This window comes from Pseudomonas sp. OST1909, assembly GCF_015277575.1.
Classification (GTDB): Bacteria; Pseudomonadota; Gammaproteobacteria; order Pseudomonadales; family Pseudomonadaceae; genus Aquipseudomonas; species Aquipseudomonas synxantha_A.
Genome location: NZ_CP063780.1, coordinates 251,476 through 270,972, shown reverse-complemented (window position 1 = coordinate 270,972; position 19,497 = coordinate 251,476). Strand labels below are relative to the sequence as shown.

The 19,497-nt window shown below is 60.5% G+C and carries 21 protein-coding genes; 10 read left to right on the top strand and 11 right to left on the bottom strand.

Features of this window, described 5'->3' with window-relative positions; all coding sequences use genetic code 11:
* Positions 1 to 45: 45 nt before the first annotated feature.
* A complete protein-coding gene (locus tag IH404_RS01255; protein WP_194439684.1) occupies positions 46 to 999 on the top strand; it encodes a homoserine kinase in 954 nt (317 codons plus the stop codon).
* A gap of 31 nt (positions 1,000 to 1,030) precedes the next feature.
* Here IH404_RS01255 and IH404_RS01250 read toward each other — a convergent pair whose 3' ends face one another.
* Positions 1,031 to 1,960: a zinc ABC transporter substrate-binding protein gene (locus IH404_RS01250; RefSeq protein ID WP_005783444.1), complete on the bottom strand. Its 930-nt coding sequence runs from the start codon at positions 1,958 to 1,960 to the stop codon at positions 1,031 to 1,033.
* Positions 1,961 to 2,006: 46 nt separating this feature from the next.
* Between IH404_RS01250 and IH404_RS01245 the strand changes: the two genes are divergently transcribed.
* From IH404_RS01245 to IH404_RS01230, 4 genes are read left to right on the top strand one after another with little or no spacing between them, the layout of a single operon-like run.
* Positions 2,007 to 2,501, top strand: coding sequence for a Fur family transcriptional regulator (locus IH404_RS01245; RefSeq protein ID WP_177327430.1), 495 nt, complete (start codon positions 2,007 to 2,009; stop codon positions 2,499 to 2,501).
* Positions 2,501 to 3,271 carry a zinc ABC transporter ATP-binding protein ZnuC gene (znuC, locus tag IH404_RS01240; protein ID WP_005783440.1) on the top strand — a complete coding sequence of 257 codons (771 nt, stop codon included), beginning with the start codon at positions 2,501 to 2,503 and terminating at the stop codon, positions 3,269 to 3,271. Before IH404_RS01245 ends, znuC begins: the two co-directional genes overlap by 1 nt.
* On the top strand, positions 3,264 to 4,052 hold the full coding sequence (gene znuB, locus IH404_RS01235; protein WP_032878556.1) for a zinc ABC transporter permease subunit ZnuB: 789 nt from the start codon (positions 3,264 to 3,266) through the stop codon (positions 4,050 to 4,052). The genes znuC and znuB overlap by 8 nt, the downstream gene beginning before the upstream one ends.
* A gap of 37 nt (positions 4,053 to 4,089) precedes the next feature.
* Positions 4,090 to 4,809, top strand: coding sequence for a PA5502 family lipoprotein (locus IH404_RS01230; protein WP_005783438.1), 720 nt, complete (start codon positions 4,090 to 4,092; stop codon positions 4,807 to 4,809).
* Between the two features lie 100 nt (positions 4,810 to 4,909).
* On the opposite strand, the gene katE is transcribed toward IH404_RS01230, so the two are convergent.
* Positions 4,910 to 7,051, bottom strand: a complete 2,142-nt coding sequence (katE, locus tag IH404_RS01225; protein ID WP_122732770.1) for a catalase HPII — start codon at positions 7,049 to 7,051, stop codon at positions 4,910 to 4,912.
* Positions 7,052 to 7,316: 265 nt separating this feature from the next.
* Between katE and IH404_RS01220 the strand changes: the two genes are divergently transcribed.
* Genes IH404_RS01220 through IH404_RS01210 form a run of 3 tightly spaced genes read left to right on the top strand, consistent with a single transcriptional unit; the run spans position 7,317 to position 9,820 of the window.
* Positions 7,317 to 8,324, top strand: a complete 1,008-nt coding sequence (locus IH404_RS01220) for a methionine ABC transporter ATP-binding protein (RefSeq protein WP_194439682.1) — start codon at positions 7,317 to 7,319, stop codon at positions 8,322 to 8,324.
* Positions 8,324 to 8,998, top strand: a complete 675-nt coding sequence (locus IH404_RS01215) for a methionine ABC transporter permease (RefSeq protein ID WP_005783435.1) — start codon at positions 8,324 to 8,326, stop codon at positions 8,996 to 8,998. Before IH404_RS01220 ends, IH404_RS01215 begins: the two co-directional genes overlap by 1 nt.
* A gap of 51 nt (positions 8,999 to 9,049) precedes the next feature.
* Positions 9,050 to 9,820 (top strand): MetQ/NlpA family ABC transporter substrate-binding protein, encoded by a 771-nt coding sequence (locus IH404_RS01210; RefSeq protein ID WP_194439680.1) that lies wholly within the window; start codon positions 9,050 to 9,052, stop codon positions 9,818 to 9,820.
* A 78-nt stretch (positions 9,821 to 9,898) separates the two neighbouring features.
* On the opposite strand, the gene IH404_RS01205 is transcribed toward IH404_RS01210, so the two are convergent.
* The 5 genes from IH404_RS01205 to IH404_RS01185 are packed head-to-tail and all read right to left on the bottom strand — an operon-like array spanning position 9,899 to position 13,822.
* A complete protein-coding gene (locus IH404_RS01205; RefSeq protein ID WP_005783433.1) occupies positions 9,899 to 10,534 on the bottom strand; it encodes an SCO family protein in 636 nt (211 codons plus the stop codon).
* Positions 10,531 to 11,430, bottom strand: coding sequence for a heme o synthase (cyoE, locus tag IH404_RS01200; RefSeq protein WP_005783432.1), 900 nt, complete (start codon positions 11,428 to 11,430; stop codon positions 10,531 to 10,533). The genes IH404_RS01205 and cyoE overlap by 4 nt, the downstream gene beginning before the upstream one ends.
* Positions 11,418 to 12,497 (bottom strand): COX15/CtaA family protein, encoded by a 1,080-nt coding sequence (locus IH404_RS01195; RefSeq protein ID WP_005783431.1) that lies wholly within the window; start codon positions 12,495 to 12,497, stop codon positions 11,418 to 11,420. Before IH404_RS01195 ends, cyoE begins: the two co-directional genes overlap by 13 nt.
* A 10-nt stretch (positions 12,498 to 12,507) precedes the next feature.
* Positions 12,508 to 13,092, bottom strand: coding sequence for a hypothetical protein (locus IH404_RS01190; protein ID WP_122732793.1), 585 nt, complete (start codon positions 13,090 to 13,092; stop codon positions 12,508 to 12,510).
* Positions 13,058 to 13,822, bottom strand: a complete 765-nt coding sequence (locus IH404_RS01185; protein ID WP_194439678.1) for an SURF1 family protein — start codon at positions 13,820 to 13,822, stop codon at positions 13,058 to 13,060. The genes IH404_RS01190 and IH404_RS01185 overlap by 35 nt, the downstream gene beginning before the upstream one ends.
* Positions 13,823 to 13,854: 32 nt before the next feature.
* Here IH404_RS01185 and IH404_RS01180 point away from each other — a divergent pair, with 32 nt between their 5' ends.
* Positions 13,855 to 14,058: a twin transmembrane helix small protein gene (locus IH404_RS01180; RefSeq protein ID WP_005783428.1), complete on the top strand. Its 204-nt coding sequence runs from the start codon at positions 13,855 to 13,857 to the stop codon at positions 14,056 to 14,058.
* A gap of 6 nt (positions 14,059 to 14,064) precedes the next feature.
* On the opposite strand, the gene IH404_RS01175 is transcribed toward IH404_RS01180, so the two are convergent.
* From IH404_RS01175 to coxB, 4 genes are all read right to left on the bottom strand, one after another.
* Entirely contained in the window at positions 14,065 to 14,952 is an 888-nt protein-coding gene (locus IH404_RS01175; protein WP_194439677.1) for a cytochrome c oxidase subunit 3, read from the bottom strand.
* Between the two features lie 35 nt (positions 14,953 to 14,987).
* Complete coding sequence (locus IH404_RS01170; RefSeq protein ID WP_078822713.1) at positions 14,988 to 15,539, bottom strand: cytochrome c oxidase assembly protein; 552 nt, start codon at positions 15,537 to 15,539, stop codon at positions 14,988 to 14,990.
* Between the two features lie 63 nt (positions 15,540 to 15,602).
* The gene (ctaD, locus tag IH404_RS01165; RefSeq protein WP_005783425.1) at positions 15,603 to 17,186 is read right to left on the bottom strand and encodes a cytochrome c oxidase subunit I; all 1,584 of its coding nucleotides are present in this window, start codon (positions 17,184 to 17,186) and stop codon (positions 15,603 to 15,605) included.
* A 58-nt stretch (positions 17,187 to 17,244) separates the two neighbouring features.
* On the bottom strand, positions 17,245 to 18,372 hold the full coding sequence (gene coxB, locus IH404_RS01160; RefSeq protein WP_005783424.1) for a cytochrome c oxidase subunit II: 1,128 nt from the start codon (positions 18,370 to 18,372) through the stop codon (positions 17,245 to 17,247).
* 369 nt (positions 18,373 to 18,741) lie between these two features.
* On the opposite strand from coxB, the gene IH404_RS01155 reads away from it, so the two are divergent.
* The gene (locus IH404_RS01155) at positions 18,742 to 19,389 is read left to right on the top strand and encodes a hypothetical protein (RefSeq protein ID WP_005783423.1); all 648 of its coding nucleotides are present in this window, start codon (positions 18,742 to 18,744) and stop codon (positions 19,387 to 19,389) included.
* The last annotated feature ends 108 nt before the right edge of the window (positions 19,390 to 19,497 follow it).

The following is a 19,497-nucleotide window of genomic DNA, read 5'->3' as shown; positions in this document are numbered from 1 at the left end:
TTAACCGGCGCTGCTAAGCCAGCGCCCGTAACGGCAGTTTTAACCATGTCTGTGTTCACCCCCCTGGCTCGGCCCGAGCTGGAAACCTTTCTCGCCCCTTATGGGCTCGGCCGCCTGCTTGATTTCCAGGGGATTGCCGCTGGCAGCGAAAACACCAATTTCTTTATCAGCCTGGAGCAGGGTGAGTTTGTCCTGACCCTGGTTGAGCGCGGCCCCGTGGCAGAAATGCCGTTCTTCATCGAACTGCTCGACGTGCTCCACGACGCCGACCTGCCGGTGCCGTACGCCTTGCGTACCACCGACGGCATCGCTTTGCGCGAACTCAAGGGCAAACCCGCCTTGCTGCAACCGCGCCTGGCCGGCAAGCACATCAAGGACGCCAACGCCCAACATTGCGCCCAGGTCGGCGGCCTGCTCGGCCACCTGCACTTGGCGACTCAGGGCGAAAAAGTGCTGGAGCGCAAGACCGACCGCGGGCTGGACTGGATGCTCAGTGAGGGCGCGCAGCTGATTTCACACCTCAACGACGCGCAGCAGCGCCTGTTGCAGGACGCGTTGAGCGAGATCGAAACCCACAAGGCTGACATCCTCGGCCTGCCACGGGCCAACGTTCACGCCGATCTGTTTCGCGACAATGCGATGTTCGAAGGCACGCACTTGACGGGCTTGATCGACTTCTACAACGCCTGCTCGGGGCCGATGCTCTACGACGTGGCGATTGCCTTGAATGACTGGTGTTCGGACGCCGATGGCGCGATCGACGGGCAACGCGCCCGGGCGCTGCTGGGGGCTTATGCAGGGCTGCGACCGTTTACTGCGAAGGAAGCCGAGCTATGGCCGACCATGCTGCGCGTGGCGTGCGTACGGTTCTGGTTGTCACGGTTGATCGCGGCGGAGTCGTTTGCCGGGCAGGATGTTCTTATTCACGATCCCGCTGAGTTCGAGCACCGCCTGCTGCAACGCCAGCAGGTCACTGTGCATCTGCCGTTCGCCCTGTAACCTGCCCCTGTAGGAGCGAGGCAGTACGGCGCTATAGCGATTCCAGGCAACCGGCCAGGTCATTGCCCAACTTTTCCAGCACCTGCTCATAGCCCTGCGCCGTAGCCGGGGTATAGCCACCCAGCGCATCCAGCTCCGCCAGCTTCACCGGCAACCCAGCAACCAATGTCTCGGCCAAACGCGGGCGCAGCGGCGGCTCGCTGAACACACAGGTCTTACCCACCTCCTGCAAGCGCGTACGCATCGCCGCCACATGCTGGGCGCCTGGCTGCACCTCGGCGGCCACGCTGAACACGCCGGCGTGCTTGAGGCCGTAAGCCTCTTCGAAGTAATCGAAGGCTTCGTGGAACACGAAGTAAGGCTTGCCTTCGACACCCGCCAAACGCTTTTTCAAGCGTGCATCCAGCGCGTCCAGGCGCTCACCAAAAGCTTTGGCGTTGCTCTGATAACGCTCGGCGTTCACTGGATCAGCCGCACTGAGGTCCGCAGCCATGCGCGTGGCAATTACTCGTGCATTGACTGTCGACAGCCACAAGTGTGCATCGACGCTGCCTGGGCGATGATCGTGATCATGGTCGCTGGCTTCGTCAGCGTGAGAGTGGCTATCTTCGCCGAAAATGCGCAGTTTCATGCCCGGCAGGTCCTGCACCGCCACGGTATTGGCCGTACGGCCTTTCAACACGCGCGGCAAAAAGGTTTCCATGTCCGGTCCGATCCAATACAACAGGTCCACCGACTGCACGCGCCGTACGTCGGATGGGCGCAATGCGAAGTTATGCGGCGACGCCCCCGGCGGCAGCAATACCTCCGGAACCGCCACACCGTCCTGCACCGCCGCGGCAATCAGTTGCAACGGCTTGATGCTGGTCAGCACCTTCACATCGGCCTGAGCGGCGCCCGCAACGAACAAACTGGTGACAAATACGACAAAAACGGGAAAAAGTCGGGACACGATGACCACTCAATGGCGTAGGAACGGGTAACATAATAACGTCTCTATCAAATATCTGTCGCCGCTCATGCCTAAAACACCGCTTGCCAGCCGTCCCCACGACCACTCTCACTGCGTGCACACCGCATTGTCAGAGGCCGATACCCTGTGCGCACAAAAAGGCTTGCGCCTGACCGCCTTGCGTCGCCGGGTGCTGGAGTTGGTGTGGCAGAGCCACAAACCGCTGGGCGCGTACGACATTCTTGGCGTACTCAGCGAACAGGACGGCCGCCGCGCTGCACCACCTACCGTGTACCGCGCACTGGATTTCCTGCTGGAAAATGGCTTGGTTCACCGTATCGCCTCGCTCAACGCGTTTGTCGGTTGCAACCACCCGGAGCACGCGCATCAGGGCCAGTTCCTGATCTGTCGCGAGTGCCACGCGGCCATCGAGCTTGAACAAAAAAGCATCAGTGACGCCATTATCCAAAGCTCTGCCGACGTCGGCTTCAAGGTCGAGGGGCAAACGGTTGAAGTGGTCGGCCTGTGCGCGGGCTGCCAGGGGGCTTGATGAGCAACGCGTTGATCCGTCTGGAGCAGGTCGGCGTCACGTTCGCCGGGCAGAACGTGCTGGAAAACATCGCGCTGAGCGTGGAGCCGGGGCAAATCGTCACGTTGATCGGCCCCAATGGCGCAGGCAAGACCACCCTGGTGCGCGCCGTGCTTGGCCTGCTCAAGCCCGACAGCGGCAGTGTATGGCGCAAGCCCAAACTGCGCGTGGGCTATATGCCGCAAAAACTGCATGTGGACCCGACCCTGCCGCTGTCCGTATTGCGCTTCCTGCGCCTGGTGCCCGGTGTCGACCGCGCCCGTGCACAGGCCGCACTCAAGGAAGTCGGCGCCGAGCAGGTGATCGACAGCCCGGTGCAAAGCATCTCCGGCGGCGAAATGCAGCGCGTGCTGCTGGCCCGCGCCTTGTTGCGCGAGCCAGAGTTGCTGGTGCTCGATGAGCCCGTACAAGGTGTCGACGTCGCCGGCCAGGCCGAGTTGTACAGCCTGATCACCCGCCTGCGCGACCGCCATGGCTGCGGCGTGCTGATGGTCTCCCATGATCTGCACCTGGTGATGAGCACCACCGACCAGGTGGTCTGCCTCAACCGCCACGTGTGCTGCTCCGGCCACCCGGAACAGGTCAGTGGCGACCCGGCGTTCGTGGAACTGTTCGGCAAAAACGCCCAGAGCCTGGCGATCTACCACCATCATCACGACCACGCCCATGACCTGCATGGTGCCGTTGTCGATACTCCCCACGTTCATGGAGATAGCTGCAAGCATGGCTGATTTTCTGCTCTACGCCCTGCTGGCAGGCTTGGCTCTGGCACTGGTGGCGGGCCCGCTGGGCTCGTTTGTGGTCTGGCGGCGCATGGCCTATTTCGGTGACACCTTGTCCCATGCAGCGTTGCTGGGCGTGGCCATGGGCTTTCTGCTGGACGTGAGCCCGACCATCGCCGTGACCGTGGGCTGCCTGCTGCTGGCGGTACTGCTGGTGACCTTGCAACAACGCCAGCCGCTGGCCTCCGACACCCTGCTGGGCATCCTCGCGCCAAGCACCCTGTCCCTGGGCCTGGTGGTATTGAGCTTCATGCATGAAGTGCGCATCGACCTGATGGCCTACCTGTTCGGCGACCTGCTGGCGATCAGCCCGACTGATCTGGCCTGGATCCTCGGCGGCAGCGCTGGCGTACTGGTGTTGTTGGTGGCCCTGTGGCGCCCGATGCTGGCGATCACCGTGCATGAAGAACTCGCCCGGGTTGAAGGCTTGCCCGTCGCGGGGCTGCGCATGGCTCTGATGTTGCTCATCGCCGTGGTGATCGCTGTCGCGATGAAGATAGTCGGCGTATTGTTGATCACGTCGCTGCTGATCATTCCCGCCGCCGCCGCACAGCGTCATGCCCGCTCACCGGAGCAGATGGCAATCGGCGCCAGCCTCTTGGGAATGTGTGCAGTGTGCGGGGGCCTGGCGCTGTCCTGGTTCAAGGACACGCCAGCCGGGCCGTCGATTGTGGTTACGGCGGCCGCCCTGTTTCTGCTGAGTTTTGTCCTGCCCCGTCGAGGGGTGTAGACTTGCTCGCTTTTTGCGCAAATAGAGAGTCGCAGGAATGAAGCCGTTCACCTCCCGTTATCTGCTCCTTGCCGCATTTTCCCTGCTGCTGGGTGCCTGTCAAAGCACGCCGCCCGCTGCCCCCGAGGCCCCGGACGCACGCGCTGTGGCCATCGCGCAGCTGGAGCAAAACCTGGCCAGCAGCGAGCTGGCAACCGCCGAAGACCAACTTGCGGCGTTGCAGGCCCAGTCCCCCAACGATCCCGCACTTGAGGCCTATCAGCGTCAACTGGCCGAAGCCTACCTGCAGCGCAGCCAGATCGTGCTGCAAAAAGGCGATGTCAACGCCGCCGCCACCGCCCTGAGCCGGGCCCGCGCACTGATGCCAAAAGCCCCGGCACTGACCGGTGGCGTCAACAGCGCTATCAGCCATGCGCGCAAGGCCGAGCTGGATCAGGCAGAAGCCGCGTTGAAAGCCGCCGAAGCCAAGCCTGCGGCCAAGGTCATCGACCCCGCAGCGCCGAGCACCACCGTGGCGCTGAACCTCGCGGATGTCGAAGACATGCGTCATCAGTTGGATGCCATCGCCACCGACGTGGTGAATTACCAGTGCGATGTCAGCATCCAGGTGCCACGCACCCAGGATTACCCGTGGCTGGCCACATTGCTGACCAAACGGGTGAAGCGAATTGATTCGGGGTATGACCTGAAGATTCACCGGCAGATTCTGAAACACATTCCGGCGCAGGTTGTGCTGATACCGCGCAAGGCGGACTAAAAGCATCGCAGGCAAACCAGCTCCCACATTTGAAGGGTGAACACATTCAAGTGTGGGAGCTGGCTTGCCTGCGATGACGATCTAACAAACAACCGATAATTTAAGCCGGAATCGCCTTGGATTTCGGCTCCCGCTCCCAAACCCGATGCTGTGCAATCGCCGCAAAGAAGGCCTTGAACGCCTTGGCATCCGCGCCCACGATCAACCCCGCATCCGCTTCCAGCTTCAACAAGTCCAGCAACGGTTTCACATCACTGGCCACCGCAATCGCCTTGAGGTGCTTGTACGCCTCCAGTACGTAATGCAACGCCACGCCATCGCCGCTCAGCGCCTTCACCGACTCTTTGCCGCCCGGAATAAACACCGCGTCGAACGCAATGGACGGCATACCTTCCATCGAGGCGTCGACCGGCAGCGTCTTGCCCTGCGCGGTGGTCACAGGCGCCGAAGTAGGCCCCAGCAACTTGGCATGCGCGCCTTCAGCTTCCAGCGCTGCCTTTAGCGCATCAATTGCCGCACCATCAACGCCGTTAGCCGCCAGAATCGCCACTTTGCGCGTCTTGATATCGCCAGACAGCAAATTCACCTGGCTCAATGCCGGTGATTCCTTCAGCGATGTTTCACGTGCAGGCACTGTGCCCTTGGTCGGCGCCGGCAAGCCCAGGTTCTGCGCCACGCGCTTGGCCAGTTCCAGGTCAATGTTGGCCAGGATCTCGTTGACTTGGCGCGCCCGGATAAACTCGCGCTCAACCTTGCCCAACTCGAAGCTGTAGGCCGCGATGATGTGCTCTTTCTCGTGGTGGCTCATGCTGTTGTAGAACAACGTGGCCTGGGAGAAATGGTCGCCGAACGACTCGCTGCGCTCGCGCACCTTATTGGCATCGACGCGCTCGTAGTAGGACTCGAAACCTCCATCGGCAGGACCGGCAGGCGTTTCTTTCGGCCAGCCACCATCAATCGAGTTCGGCTCGTACGAGGCCCGCCCTTTATCGATCACGGTGCGATGTTGAGCGTCGCGCTGGCCGTTATGGAAAGGCACCACCGGGCGGTTGATCGGAATCTCATGGAAGTTGGGGCCGCCCAATCGACTGATCTGCGTATCCGTGTAGGAAAACAAGCGGCCTTGCAGCAGCGGGTCGTTGGTAAAGTCGATGCCCGGCACAATATGGCCAGGGCAAAACGCGACCTGCTCGACTTCAGCGAAGAAGTTATCCGGGTTACGGTTGAGCACCATCTTGCCCAGCGGCGTGATCGGCACCAGCTCTTCAGGGATAATTTTGGTCGGGTCGAGCAAGTCGAAATCGAACTTGTGTTCGTCTTCTTCCGCCACGATCTGCACACCCAGTTCCCACTCGGGGTAATCGCCGCTCTCAATCGATTCCCACAGGTCACGGCGGTGATAGTCGGTGTCCTTACCGGCCAGCTTTTGCGCCTCGTCCCATACCAGGGAGCACGTGCCTACTTTTGGGCGCCAGTGAAATTTCACGAAGCTGGATTTACCTTCGGTGTTGATCAAGCGGAAGGTGTGCACACCAAAACCCTGCATGGCGCGCAGGCTTTTTGGAATCGCCCGGTCAGACATGGCCCAGATCACCATGTGCGCCGACTCCGGCTGCAACGACACGAAATCCCAGAAGGTGTCGTGTGCCGAGCCGCCGGTAGGAATCTCGTTGTGCGGCTCAGGTTTTACCGCGTGTACGAAGTCAGGAAACTTGATCGCATCCTGAATGAAAAACACCGGCATGTTGTTGCCCACCAGGTCGAAGTTGCCTTCGTCGGTGAAGAACTTCACGGCAAAACCGCGCACATCGCGCACGGTGTCGCCGGAACCGCGCGGGCCCTGCACCGTGGAAAAACGCGCGAATACCGGCGTTTTATGCTCGGGCGTACGCAGGAAACCGGCCTTGGTCAGCGCCGAATGGTCACCATAGCTCTGGAAATAACCATGGGCGCCGGTACCACGGGCATGCACGATGCGCTCAGGGATACGCTCATGGTCAAAGTGCGTGATCTTTTCACGCATGATGAAGTCTTCCAGCAGCGAAGGGCCACGGGCGCCGACTTTCAGGCTGTTCTGGTTGTCGGAAATCTTCACGCCCTGGTTGGTGCGCAGGGCCTGGCCGGTCGCATCGGAACGGAATTCTTCCAACGCCTGCAATTTGGCGTTGGTATTGCCTCGGTCCAGGGTATCAGTGCCCGCGACTTCACTCTTGGGCGGGGTGGCTGGCTTCTTGGTACTCATCAGTCAAAACTCCTTAGTCAAAGTGGCCAGAGCGGTCCCCGGCTCGTTTGAGCGAAACCCCAGGCACGGCACCCGGGAGATCGAATTGCTTAAGTAGTGACTGACAGGGTTTTGCGCCGTTCCTTTTTTATGACCTTTGGTCTCGTTATTGCCAAATCGCTGGATGGATACGAAATAAATGCTAAGAAACACTAGATGGACAGGCTAAAATGCGCGCCCGGCTAACCGCTGATCCCTTTTCAATGCGCCCCACAAGGTTCGCTACGTGATCGAGTTTCAAAACGTCCATAAAACCTACCGCGTCGCCGGTAAGGATATCCCCGCACTGCACCCCACCAGCCTGCGCGTCGCCAATGGCCAGGTGTTTGGCCTGATTGGCCACTCGGGTGCGGGTAAAAGCACACTGCTGCGCCTGATCAACCGCCTGGAAGTACCCAGCGGTGGGCAGATCACGGTCGACGGTGAAGAAGTCACCGCCCTGGATGCCAACGGCCTGCGCCGCTTGCGCCAGCAAGTCGGGATGATCTTCCAGCACTTCAACCTGCTGGCGTCCAAGACCGTGGCCGACAACGTCGCTCTGCCACTGACGCTTGCCGGTGAATTGTCGCGCAAGGAGATCGACCAGCGCGTGGCTGAGCTGCTTGCTCGCGTCGGCCTGTCGGACCACGCCAGGAAGTACCCGGCGCAGTTGTCCGGCGGTCAGAAACAGCGCGTCGGTATTGCCCGCGCCCTGGCGACCAAGCCAAAGATCCTGCTGTGCGACGAAGCCACCAGCGCCCTCGACCCACAGACCACCGCGTCAGTCCTGCAACTGTTGGCCGAGATCAACCGCGAACTGAACCTGACCATCGTGCTGATCACCCATGAAATGGATGTGATCCGCCGCGTGTGTGACCAAGTTGCAGTGATGGACGCTGGCGTGATCGTCGAGCAAGGTTCGGTCGCCGATGTGTTCCTGCACCCAAAGCATCCGACCACCAAGCGTTTCGTTCAGGAAGCCGAACAGGTTGACGAAGGCGAGCAGCGCGACGACTTCGCCCACGTGCCGGGCCGTATCGTACGCCTGACGTTCCAGGGCGATGCGACCTACGCGCCATTGCTAGGTACCGTCGCTCGCGAAACAGGCGTGGACTACAGCATCCTGGCCGGTCGTATCGACCGCATCAAAGACATCCCTTACGGGCAACTGACCCTCGCCGTCACCGGCGGTGACATGGACGCCGCGTTTGCGCGCTTCACCGCCGCCGACGTTCACATGGAGGTCCTGCGCTGATGGACGTTTTCCTGAGCTTCTTTGCCAATATCGACTGGTCCGAAATCTGGCTCGCCACCGGCGACACCATGACCATGCTGTTCGGCTCGCTGTTCTTCACCGTGCTGTTGGGCCTGCCTCTGGGTGTGCTGCTGTTCCTGACCAGCCCGCGCCAGCTGTTCGAACAAAAAGGCCTGTACGCGCTGCTGTCGCTGATCGTGAATATCCTGCGCTCGCTGCCGTTCATCATCCTGTTGATCGTGATGATTCCGTTCACCGTCCTGATCACCGGTACATCGCTGGGCGTTGCCGGCGCGATCCCGCCGCTGGTCGTAGGTGCTACGCCATTCTTTGCGCGGCTGGTAGAAACGGCCCTGCGCGAAGTCGACCGCGGCATCATCGAAGCCACCCAATCCATGGGTGCAAGCACTCGCCAGATCATCACCAACGCCTTGTTGCCCGAGGCGCGCCCCGGCATTTTCGCGGCGATTACGGTGACGGCGATTACACTGGTTTCCTACACGGCCATGGCCGGTGTAGTCGGAGCTGGTGGCCTGGGTGACCTGGCAATCCGTTTTGGTTACCAGCGCTTCCAGACCGATGTGATGGTAGTCACCGTGGTAATGCTGTTGATCCTGGTGCAAATTCTGCAAACCGTCGGCGACAGGCTGGTGGTGCATTTTTCTCGAAAATAACGGCCATTGCCGGCTAACAGCCGGCAGATGCCCGAACAAGGAGCTTGCTGGATGAAAAAACTACTGGTTGCCTTCGCTGCCGTTGCCGCGTTTTCCGCCCATGCCGAGACGATCAAGATCGCTGCCTCGCCGGTGCCTCATGCGGAAATCCTCGAATTCGTGAAGCCTGCCCTTGCCAAAGAAGGTGTGGATTTGCAGGTCAAAGTTTTCACCGATTACGTGCAGCCAAACGTGCAAGTGGCTGAAAAACGCCTGGACGCCAACTTCTTCCAGCACCAGCCGTACCTGGATGAGTTCAACAAGGCCAAGGGCACTCACCTGGTGAGCGTTGGCGGCGTGCACCTGGAACCCCTGGGTGCCTACTCCAGCAAGTACAAGAAACTGGCCGACCTGCCTGACGGCGCCAACGTGGTGATCCCTAACGACGCCACCAACGGCGGTCGTGCGCTGTTGCTGCTGGCCAAGAACGGTCTGATCACCCTGAAGGACCCGACCAACATCCTGTCGACCATCAAGGACATCACCGGCAACGATAAAAAACTTAAGTTCCGCGAACTGGAAGCCGCCACCCTGCCACGCGTGCTGACCCAGGTCGACCTGGCGCTGATCAACACCAACTACGCCCTGGAAGCCAAGCTGGACCCATCCAAGGACGCCCTGGTCATCGAAGGCAGCGACTCGCCTTATGTGAACATTCTGGTGACCCGCGAAGACAACAAGGATTCGGACGCAGTGAAGAAGCTGGTTGCAGCTTTGCACACGCCTGAAGTGAAAAAATTCATCGAAGAGAAGTACAAAGGCGCGATCAAGCCGGCGTTCTGATGCCCCGATCTCCAACACACCGGAGATCAAAATGTGGGAGGGGGCTTGCCCCCTCCCACATTTGCTTTGTGTTGCCTGCTACTTGCGCTGTAGCAAGCCTGGTAACTGCGCTACCAGCTTCTGGTTGTTCAACGGCGCACGGATAAACCCACGCTGGGTACCGTCCGGGCCGATCAGCGCCAGGTTGCCGCTGTGGTCCACGGTGTAGTTCGGCTTGCTGGTATCTGCCGGAATGAAGGGGATGCTCACGGCATTCGAAACCTTCTGCACATCCTCAACATTCGCGCCGGTCAGGCCCTGGAATTGCGGGTCGAAGTAACCCAGGTACTGCTTGAGCTGGGCCGGAGTATCGCGGTTCGGATCGACGCTGACCAAAATCACCTGCAACTTATCCACAGCCTCTTTGGGCAGCTCGCTCTTGATCTGGCGCAGCTGGGCGAGGGTGGTCGGGCAGATATCCGGGCAGAAGGTGTAGCCGAAGAACAACAGGCTCCACTTGCCTTTCAATTCATTGGCCAGCACCGGCTGGCCGTCCTGGTTGGTCATGCTCACTGCGGGCAACTGGCGGCTTTGCGGCAGCAGGATGATGCCGGCGTCGATCAGCGCGGTGGGGTCACCCTGGCCTTTGCCCGAGAGCACTTTGTTGACGGTCAGGCCCATGATCAACGCCACCAGGGCCACGAGGATGAAGACGGTTTTTTGAGTTCGAGTCATAGGTTCAACAGTAAGTAGTGGTCTACGAGCAGGGCGATAAACAGCAACAGCAAGTACCAGATAGAGTACTTGAACGTGTTGATCGCCGCGTGCGGCTGGGTGCCACGGTACAGCACCCAGGCCCATTGCAGAAAGCGTGCGCCCAAAACCAGGGCGCAGGCCAGGTAGAGCACGCCACTCATATGGATGACATAGGGCATCAGGCTCACCGCCAGCAAAGCGAAGGTATATAGCAGGATATGCACCTTGGTGTAGTGCTCGCCATGGGTGACCGGCAACATGGGGATGTCGGCCTTGGCGTATTCCTCTTTGCGGTGAATGGCCAGGGCCCAGAAGTGCGGCGGGGTCCAGGCGAAGATAATCAGCACCAACAGCAGCGGCTCGGCACTCACATGCCCGGTGACGGCCACCCAACCCAGCAGCGGCGGTGCTGCCCCGGCGAGGCCACCGATGACGATATTTTGCGGGGTCGCTCGCTTGAGAAAGCCGGTATAGATCACCGCGTACCCGAGCAGCGACGCCAATGTCAGCCAGGCCGCCAGAGGGTTGGTGAACGCCAGCAGCAGCGCCAGGCCCGCCACCGCCAGCAACAACGCAAAGGCCAATGCTGCAGCGGGCGATACACGGCCCTCAGCCAGTGGCCGCTTATGGGTGCGCGCCATCAGCGCATCAATCCGCCGATCGACCACATGGTTAACCGCCGCCGCGCCGCCTGCACACAGGGCAATGCCCAGGTTACCGAACACCAGCACCGTCCACGGCACGCCAGCGCGAGTGGCCAGGAACATGCCCACCAGCGAGGTGATCAGCATCAGCACCACCACTTTGGGCTTGGTCAGCTCCAGATAGTCACGCCAGATTGCCCGATCGTGACCTGCGCCGATCAGGGTCGCCATGGCATCTCTCCTTTAAGGGTGATCAGGCCTGATACCTGTTTGCGCGGGACAAACCGCCAACCCAGCGGCAGTGGGTCGCGAACCCGGACCAGGCTCGTGCGGGCGTGGTAATTGACCAGCACCAGGCTCAGCAACAAGGCCGCTCCACCCGCGTTGTGACCCACCGCCACCGGCAGCGGCAGGCCGAACGCCACATTGCTCACACCCAGGCAGATTTGCGCAGACAGGGCGATCAGCAGCAAGCCCGCCAACCGCGTCATGCCCACTGCACGCAGTTGCCAGGCCAACCCCAATAGCACCAAGGTGACCAGTACCGCGCCGATGCGATGGGTCAGGTGGATCGCCGTGCGCGCCTCGCTATCAAGTTGGCCGCCCAGGTAATTGGGGCCGATATGCTGGGTCAGGTGAAAGCCATTGGCAAAATCCGCCGCCGGCCACCACTGGCCGTGGCAGGTCGGCAGGTCGACACAGGCCACGGCCGCGTAGTTGGAACTGACCCAACCGCCCAGCGCGATCTGCCCGATTACCAGTACCAGCCCCGCCGTTGCCCAATATTGCAGGCGCCTGGGCACGATCAGCGCCGGCAGCACGCCGGATAAACGCAGGGTCAGCAAAAACAGCAAGCTCAAGGTCGCAAAACCACCCAACAGGTGCCCGGTGACGACTTGTGGCCACAGCTTCAAGGTCACCGTCCACATGCCAAAGGCCGCCTGGGCGAACACCACCACCAATACAAACAATGGCAGCTTCACCGGATGGCCCGGGTCGCGTCGATGGCTCCACGCACGCGCCGCCAGCAGCGCGATCAGCAGACCCAGGGTGCCGGCGAAGTAGCGATGGGTCATTTCTGCCCAGCCCTTATCGGCCTCTACCGGCGTATCCGGAAAATGCAGTTCGGCGTGGGCCAACTGGGCTGCGCTTTGCGGCACGCTGATAAAGCCGTAGCAACCGGGCCAGTCCGGGCAGCCGAGCCCCGCGTGGGTCAGCCGGGTATAGGCGCCGAGCAGCACGACGATCAGCGCCAGCAAGGTGGCAAACAGCGCGAGGCGAAATCCAGGCTTGGCCATGACGGTGCCCCTATCCGATGTTCGACAGTTTCAGCAGCAGGCGCAGGTCGTTGAGCAAGTCCTTGCCCTTGACCTTGGCGTCGTAGCGCAGCACCAGGTTGCCGTGGGGGTCGACGATCCACAGTTGAGCCTCGCCGGGCGCCGCGGCGTTCCTGGCAAAGGTCGACACATCCAGCGGGTAGCGCTGCAGTTGTGGGTATTCAGCCTTGAGCTTGGCCTCGTAGTCGGTGCTCAGCGGTTGCGCAGCCGCCAGGGCATGATTGGCGCGGGACGCATCACGGCCAAGGCTGATTTGCAGTTGGCGCGCCAGGTACACCAGTTGTTGGCAATCGCCGGCGCAGGCGGTAGGTGCGGTGACCAACAGTTGCCAACGACCTTCAGCGGCCTGCACGCCGATATCGGCACGGGTCTGGCCGTTGCCGATCAGTTCACCGTGATAGCTGCGGCTGTCCGGCACCCAGAACTGCAACTTGTACATGAAGGTGGCCAGCGCCATCGGACCGATCACCATCATGAGGATCAAAATCAGCTGCCAGCGCCCTTTGCGCCGGTCCGGCGTTTCAGACGTGCTGGGTGGATTCATGGCCGCTCCCATGGGGCTTCTCCTTTTTGTTGTGCCATCCGAGGTAGAGGTAAAGCACCAGCAACGCCAGTGCCATGGCGAACCACTGCACGGCGTAGGCCAAGTGTTTTTCCGGGCCCATGGCAACGATTGGCCAGGTGGTTTCGTACGTACCGGGGCCCGCTTCGGCACGTAGTTCGTAGGCAAAGCCGCCGCGCCCCAGCTCGTCCCACAGCGCGGCGGGATGCAGTGCGGTGAGCAAACGTGGCCATTGCGCGCTGGCAGGGTCGGCATGCAGTTGGAAGGTCTCGCCGGGGGCGACGTACACCCAGGCGTCAAGATTCAATGCCTGTTCAGGCGTGGAGAAGGCCGGCGGCGTGCGCCGGTCCGGCCACGGCAACCAGCCGCGATTAAGCAACAGCCACAGGCCGCTAGCCTGGTCCTGAAAGGGTTGCAGCAGCTCGACACCCGCCTTGCCGTCACGCATACGGTTATCCAGCAATACGCTGTGCGCAGCGTCTAATTGCCCGCGAAGATGGACGCGGCGAAAGGCAGGGTCGGCCATATCATTGAGCTGCGCGCTGCTGATCGGCTCGGCAGCGCGGCGCTCGGCATAACGCTCCACCAGCAGCTGTTTTTCATGCCCACGGGACAGTTGCCAGAACCCCAGGCTCACCATGAGCGGCAGCAACACCAGCACCACCAGCGTCGGCGCGATACCTGGACGAAAGCGCTGCATGGCACTGGCTATACTGGATCTCATCGCCCCTCCCTCTGTAGCCCTGGAGCCAGACCATGCTCAAAGCAGCCATTGCCATGATGCTGATCGCGACTGTCGTGAGCCTGTTCAGTGGCCTGTTCTTCCTGGTCAAGGACGAGGGCAACTCCAACCGCCTCGTCACTGCCTTGACCGTGCGTGTGGTACTGGCCGTGATCACCGTGGGCTTGATCGCCTGGGGCTTTTTCAGCGGCCAACTGGTCTCTCATGCGCCTTGGTAATCCGCCTCACAGCACATAAACAAAGAAAAACAACCCGATCCACACCACGTCCACAAAGTGCCAATACCAACTGGCCGCCTCGAAGCCGAACTGGTGCTCGGCGTTGAAATGCCCACGCAGGATGCGCATCAGCATCACGAATAAAATGATGGTGCCGATGGTTACGTGGGCGCCGTGAAAGCCCGTCAGCATGAAGAACGTGGCGCCGTATACCCCTGAACCCAGAGTCAGGCCCAGTTCTTTATAGGCGTGGATGTACTCCTCGGCCTGGAACCCGAGAAACGCCAGGCCCAGCAGCACGGTGATCGCCAGCCAGATCTTCAGCGCACCCCGATGGCCTTTACGCAGGGCATGGTGGGCGATGGTGATGGTCACGCTGGAACTCACCAGCAGGATGGTATTCACCAACGGCAGGCCCCACGGGCTGATGGTGCCTTCAGGCGCAGGATAGAGCTTGGGGTCAGGGTTATTGAGCAAGGGCCAGGCGAACTCGAAGTTCGGCCACAGCATATGCGCAACGCCTTTAGAGCCCTCACCTGCCAGCCACGGCGCCGACATGTGCCGCACATAAAACAGTGCACCGAAGAACGCGATAAAGAACATCACCTCCGAAAAGATGAACCAGGTCATGCCCCAGCGAAACGAGCGGTCCATTTGCGCGCTGTACAGCCCGGCGCGACTTTCCTTGATCACCGCACCGAACCAGCCAAACAGCATGTAGGCCAACAACAGGCCGCCCACGAAAAAGATCCACGGCCCGTGGGATTCGGGGCGCGCAGCCTTCAAGTCGTTGAACCACACCGCCAGGCCGTACACGGTGACCAGCAGGCCAATCGTGGCAATTATCGGCCATTTGCTTTGCGCTGGTACGTAGTACGTATCATGAGTCGACATGTATTCGCTCTCCTGATTGAGGGGGCAAACAGTAGCTAGCCCCCGGTCCTCGCGGCCACCGGCGGTTGGCGCGCAGTGATATCGAACAGCGTGTACGCCAGGGTCAAATGCTTCACATCCTTGGGCATCGCGCGGTCGACGATAAAACGCACCGGCATCTCGATACGCTCACCCGGCTGAAGCACTTGCTGGGTGAAGCAAAAGCATTCGGTCTTGTGGAAATACATGGCCGCTTCGGCCGGGGAAATACTCGGGATCGCCTGGGCGGTCATCGGCTTATTGGTGGGGTTGTAGGCCACGAACAGCATCTCGTTGACCGCCCCCGGGTTGACCACAATCTCATCGGCCTTGGAATGAAATTCCCAGACCATGTCGATGGCGTTGGTGGACAAAAACTGCACCCGAACCTGACGTGAGGGGTCGACCATTTGCTCGCCCTCGTACTGCCCGGCGGTCTTGCCGTTGATGCCGAAGGCCTTGCACATCACGTCGTAGATCGGCACCAGCGCGAAGCCGAAGGCGAACATCGCCAGCACCAGGATCAGCAGGCGGGTGACCAGGCGTTTGATCGGCACGGAGTCAGACATGACACCCACCCAAGGCTGGCGCGGTCAATGTGGGAGGGGCGCGTTCGCAACACACAGAGGTATTCATTTGACCTCCGGCGGGGTGGTGAAGGTGTGATACGGCGCAGGCGAGGGCACGCTCCATTCCAGGCCCTCGGCGCCATCCCAGGGCTTGGCCGGTGCCGGCGTGCCCCCACGGATGCACTTGATGACAATGAACAGGAAGAAGATCTGTGTGGCGCCGAACATAAAGGCACCAATGGACGAAACCATGTTGAAGTCGGCGAATTGCAGGTTGTAGTCCGGCACCCGCCGCGGCATACCCGCCAGCCCTACAAAGTGCATGGGGAAGAACGCCATGTTCATGCCCACGAAAGACAGCCAGAAATGCAACTTGCCCAGGGTTTCGTCGTACATGTGGCCAGTCCATTTCGGCAGCCAGTAGTAGGCCGAAGCGAAGATCCCGAAGATCGCGCCGGGCACCAGTACGTAATGGAAGTGCGCCACCACGAAGTAGGTGTCGTGGTACTGGAAGTCCGCCGGGGCAATCGCCAGCATCAGCCCGGAGAAGCCGCCAATGGTGAACAGGATCACGAAGGCCACCGCAAACAGCATCGGTGTCTCGAACGTCAGCGAGCCTTGCCACATGGTGCTGACCCAGTTGAATACCTTCACCCCCGTAGGCACGGCGATCAGCAGGGTGGCGTACATGAAGAACAATTCCCCCACCAGCGGAATGCCCACCACAAACATGTGGTGCGCCCACACGATGAACGACAGGAACGCGATGCTCGCCGTGGCGTAGACCATCGAGGTGTAGCCAAACAGCGGCTTGCGCGAGAAGGTCGGGATGATCGAGCTGACGGCGCCAAACGCCGGCAGAATCATGATGTACACCTCGGGATGGCCAAAGAACCAGAACACATGCTGGAACAGCACCGGATCACCGCCACCGGCCGCGCTGAAGAAGCTGGTACCGAAGTGGATATCCATCAGCATCATGGTCACGCAGCCCGCCAGCACCGGCATCACCGCGATCAGCAGGAACGCGGTGATCAGCCAGGTCCACACGAACAAGGGCATTTTCATCAAGGTCATGCCGGGGGCACGCAGATTGAGGATGGTGGCGACCACGTTGATCGCGCCCATGATCGAACTGATGCCCATCAGGTGGATGGCAAAGATAAAGAACGTCACGCTTTCCGGCGCATAGGTGGTGGAAAGCGGCGCATAGAAAGTCCAACCGAAGTTCGGCCCGCCACCGGGGCTGAACAAGGTGGAAACCAGCAGCAGGAACGCCGCCGGCAGCAGCCAGAAGCTGAAATTGTTCATGCGCGGCAGGGCCATGTCCGGCGCGCCGATCATCAGCGGGATCATCCAGTTGGCCAGCCCGACGAAGGCCGGCATCACCGCGCCGAACACCATGATCAAGCCGTGCATGGTGGTCATCTGGTTGAAAAACGCCGGTTGCACGATCTGCAGACCCGGCTGAAACAGCTCGGCGCGGATCACCATGGCAAACGAGCCACCGAGCAGGAACATGGTGAAGGCAAACCACAGGTACATCGTGCCGATGTCTTTGTGGTTGGTGGTCAGCACCCAGCGCATCAAGCCTTTGGCGGGGCCGTGGGCATGGTCGGCATGACCGTGGTCAATCACAGTGCTCATGGCCGTTCTCCTGCAAGCGAGTGAGCGGGGCGATTCAGGGTATTGGCGTTGAAAGTAGTCATTTGCTTTCGGCCTGTTTCAAAGCCAGCACGTCTTTGGGCGTGACCATGTCGCCTTTGTTATTGCCCCAGGCGTTACGCTCGTAAGTCACCACGGCGGCGATATCCACTTCCGAGAGTTGTTTGCCGAAGGCTGCCATCGCGGTGCCGGGCTTACCGTGGAAGACGATGCCCAGGTGATCGGCGGCGGGGCCGGTAGCGATTTTCGAGCCCTTGAGCGCCGGGAACATCGGCGGCAAACCTTGGCCCTCAGCCTGGTGACAGGCAACACAGGTGGTGTGATAGACCTTGTCGCCACGGGCCACCAGTTCGTCCAGCGTCCACTCTTTGGAGGTCAACTCCTTGAGCTTGGCCGCTTCTTCCTTGCGCTCGCCGAGCCAGGTGTCGTAGTCGGCCCTGGACTTGACCTCGACCACGATGGGCATGAAGCCGTGGTCCTTGCCGCAAAGCTCGGCGCACTGGCCGCGGTAGATGCCGGGTTTCTCGACACGGGTCCAGGCCTCGTTGACGAAGCCCGGGATGGCATCGCGCTTGACCGCAAAGGCCGGCACCCACCAGGAGTGGATCACGTCGGCGGCGGTCACCAGAAAGCGCACCTTGGCACCCACCGGCAACACCAGCGGCTGGTCGACTTCCAACAGGTAATGTTCGCCCTTGGTGGCCTGGTTATGAATCTGCTCGGCGGGCGTGGCCAGGTTGCTGAAGAACTCCACATCCTGGCCCAGGTATTTGTAGTGCCACTTCCACTGGTAGCCGGTGACCTGGATATCGATATCCGACTCACTGCTGTCGTAGATGTTGATCAGGGTCTTGGTCGCCGGAATCGCCATGGCCACCAGGATCAGCAGGGGCACGACCGTCCAGAGAATTTCCACCGTGGTGCTCTCGTGGAACTTGGCTGCGACCTGGCCCGTGGATCGCCGGTGCAAAATCATCGACCAGAACATCGCGCCAAACACGACGATGCCGATCACCACACAGATCCAGAAAATGGTCATGTGCAGGTCAAACACGGCGTGACTGACTTCAGTAGCCCCTGGCGCCATATTCGTTGTCCAGGCGGCGTGCGCCTGGCCGAATACCGACCACAACAGGAGGCCCATCCATACGTGTGGATGTCGCGTCATTGCGGGTTCCCCTTTATGTTTCTTGTTATCCCGCCGGTTTGCACCTGCGGCCAAGGGAGCGGCTTCCATACTGCTTACAACCGCCAAGCCTTGCCTGCGCCATGCAGTTGGGCGTCATCAGCTAATTGCGTACAAAATCGAGTATAGACAGCCCTAGCAACCCCGCAATGTGTGGGGGCAAATGAATAGAAACAGACAGACGGACCCCGTAAAATGGGCGGCGGAATCGTTTATCCGACGAACGATGGCATTTCGATATAACGCCTGCGTATAACCATGAAATAATTATGACAAATGCGTCTTAGGCGTTCGTATAAACGAACTACCTTATCCTCTCCCTTTTCCTACGCCTGTTTCACTGGAGCCTTCATGAACACCGCCGCATTGCGCGAGCAGATTTCCCGTGCCCATCAACACGAAGCCAGCACCGGCCAACTTGCCACTCAGTTGGGACAACAATTGCCGCACCTGCACTCAGCCATTTCCCTGGCTGACGGTGATCGCAACATCGTTATGACGCGCTTTGTCACCGCTTACATCGACCTGGTTCCCGATTTGCTGGACGCTGCCAATGACGTGGCCCGCGAGGCCGGAATTGAAAGCCAGATCAAGCCGGTGCTGAAAATCGCCGAACACTTCTTCCTGCAACCCCCCGCGATCCTGGCCGGCCACGAAGGCCTGGACGGCCTGCTGGACGAAGCTTACCTGGCCCATCGCTTGGTGGAGGAGGTCAACGATCTGTATATCAAGCATTTCGGCCAGCCGTTGATTCCGGCGGATACCACCGTGGCCAACGTGATTGCCCATCAATTGATCGGCGAAACATTCGCCAACCAATTGGATGAAGCCGTACACCACGCAGTGGATGAAATGCTCAACGAAGACAGTTTTGCGCTGGAGTCAGTCGAGGCCTACCGCGAACAGCTCAAAAGCCCGGAAACAGAAGCGGCATGGAAACGCTGGCCGTGCCTGTCGCGCCAGCTTGGGGTTGAGCTGACGCTGGATCAGATGGCGTAAATTTCAGATCCGATAAAGATCCAATGTGGGAGCCGGGCTTGCCCGCGATGGTGGTGGGTCAGTCAGCTAATTTGTTGGCTGACACTACGCCATCGCGGGCAAGCCCGG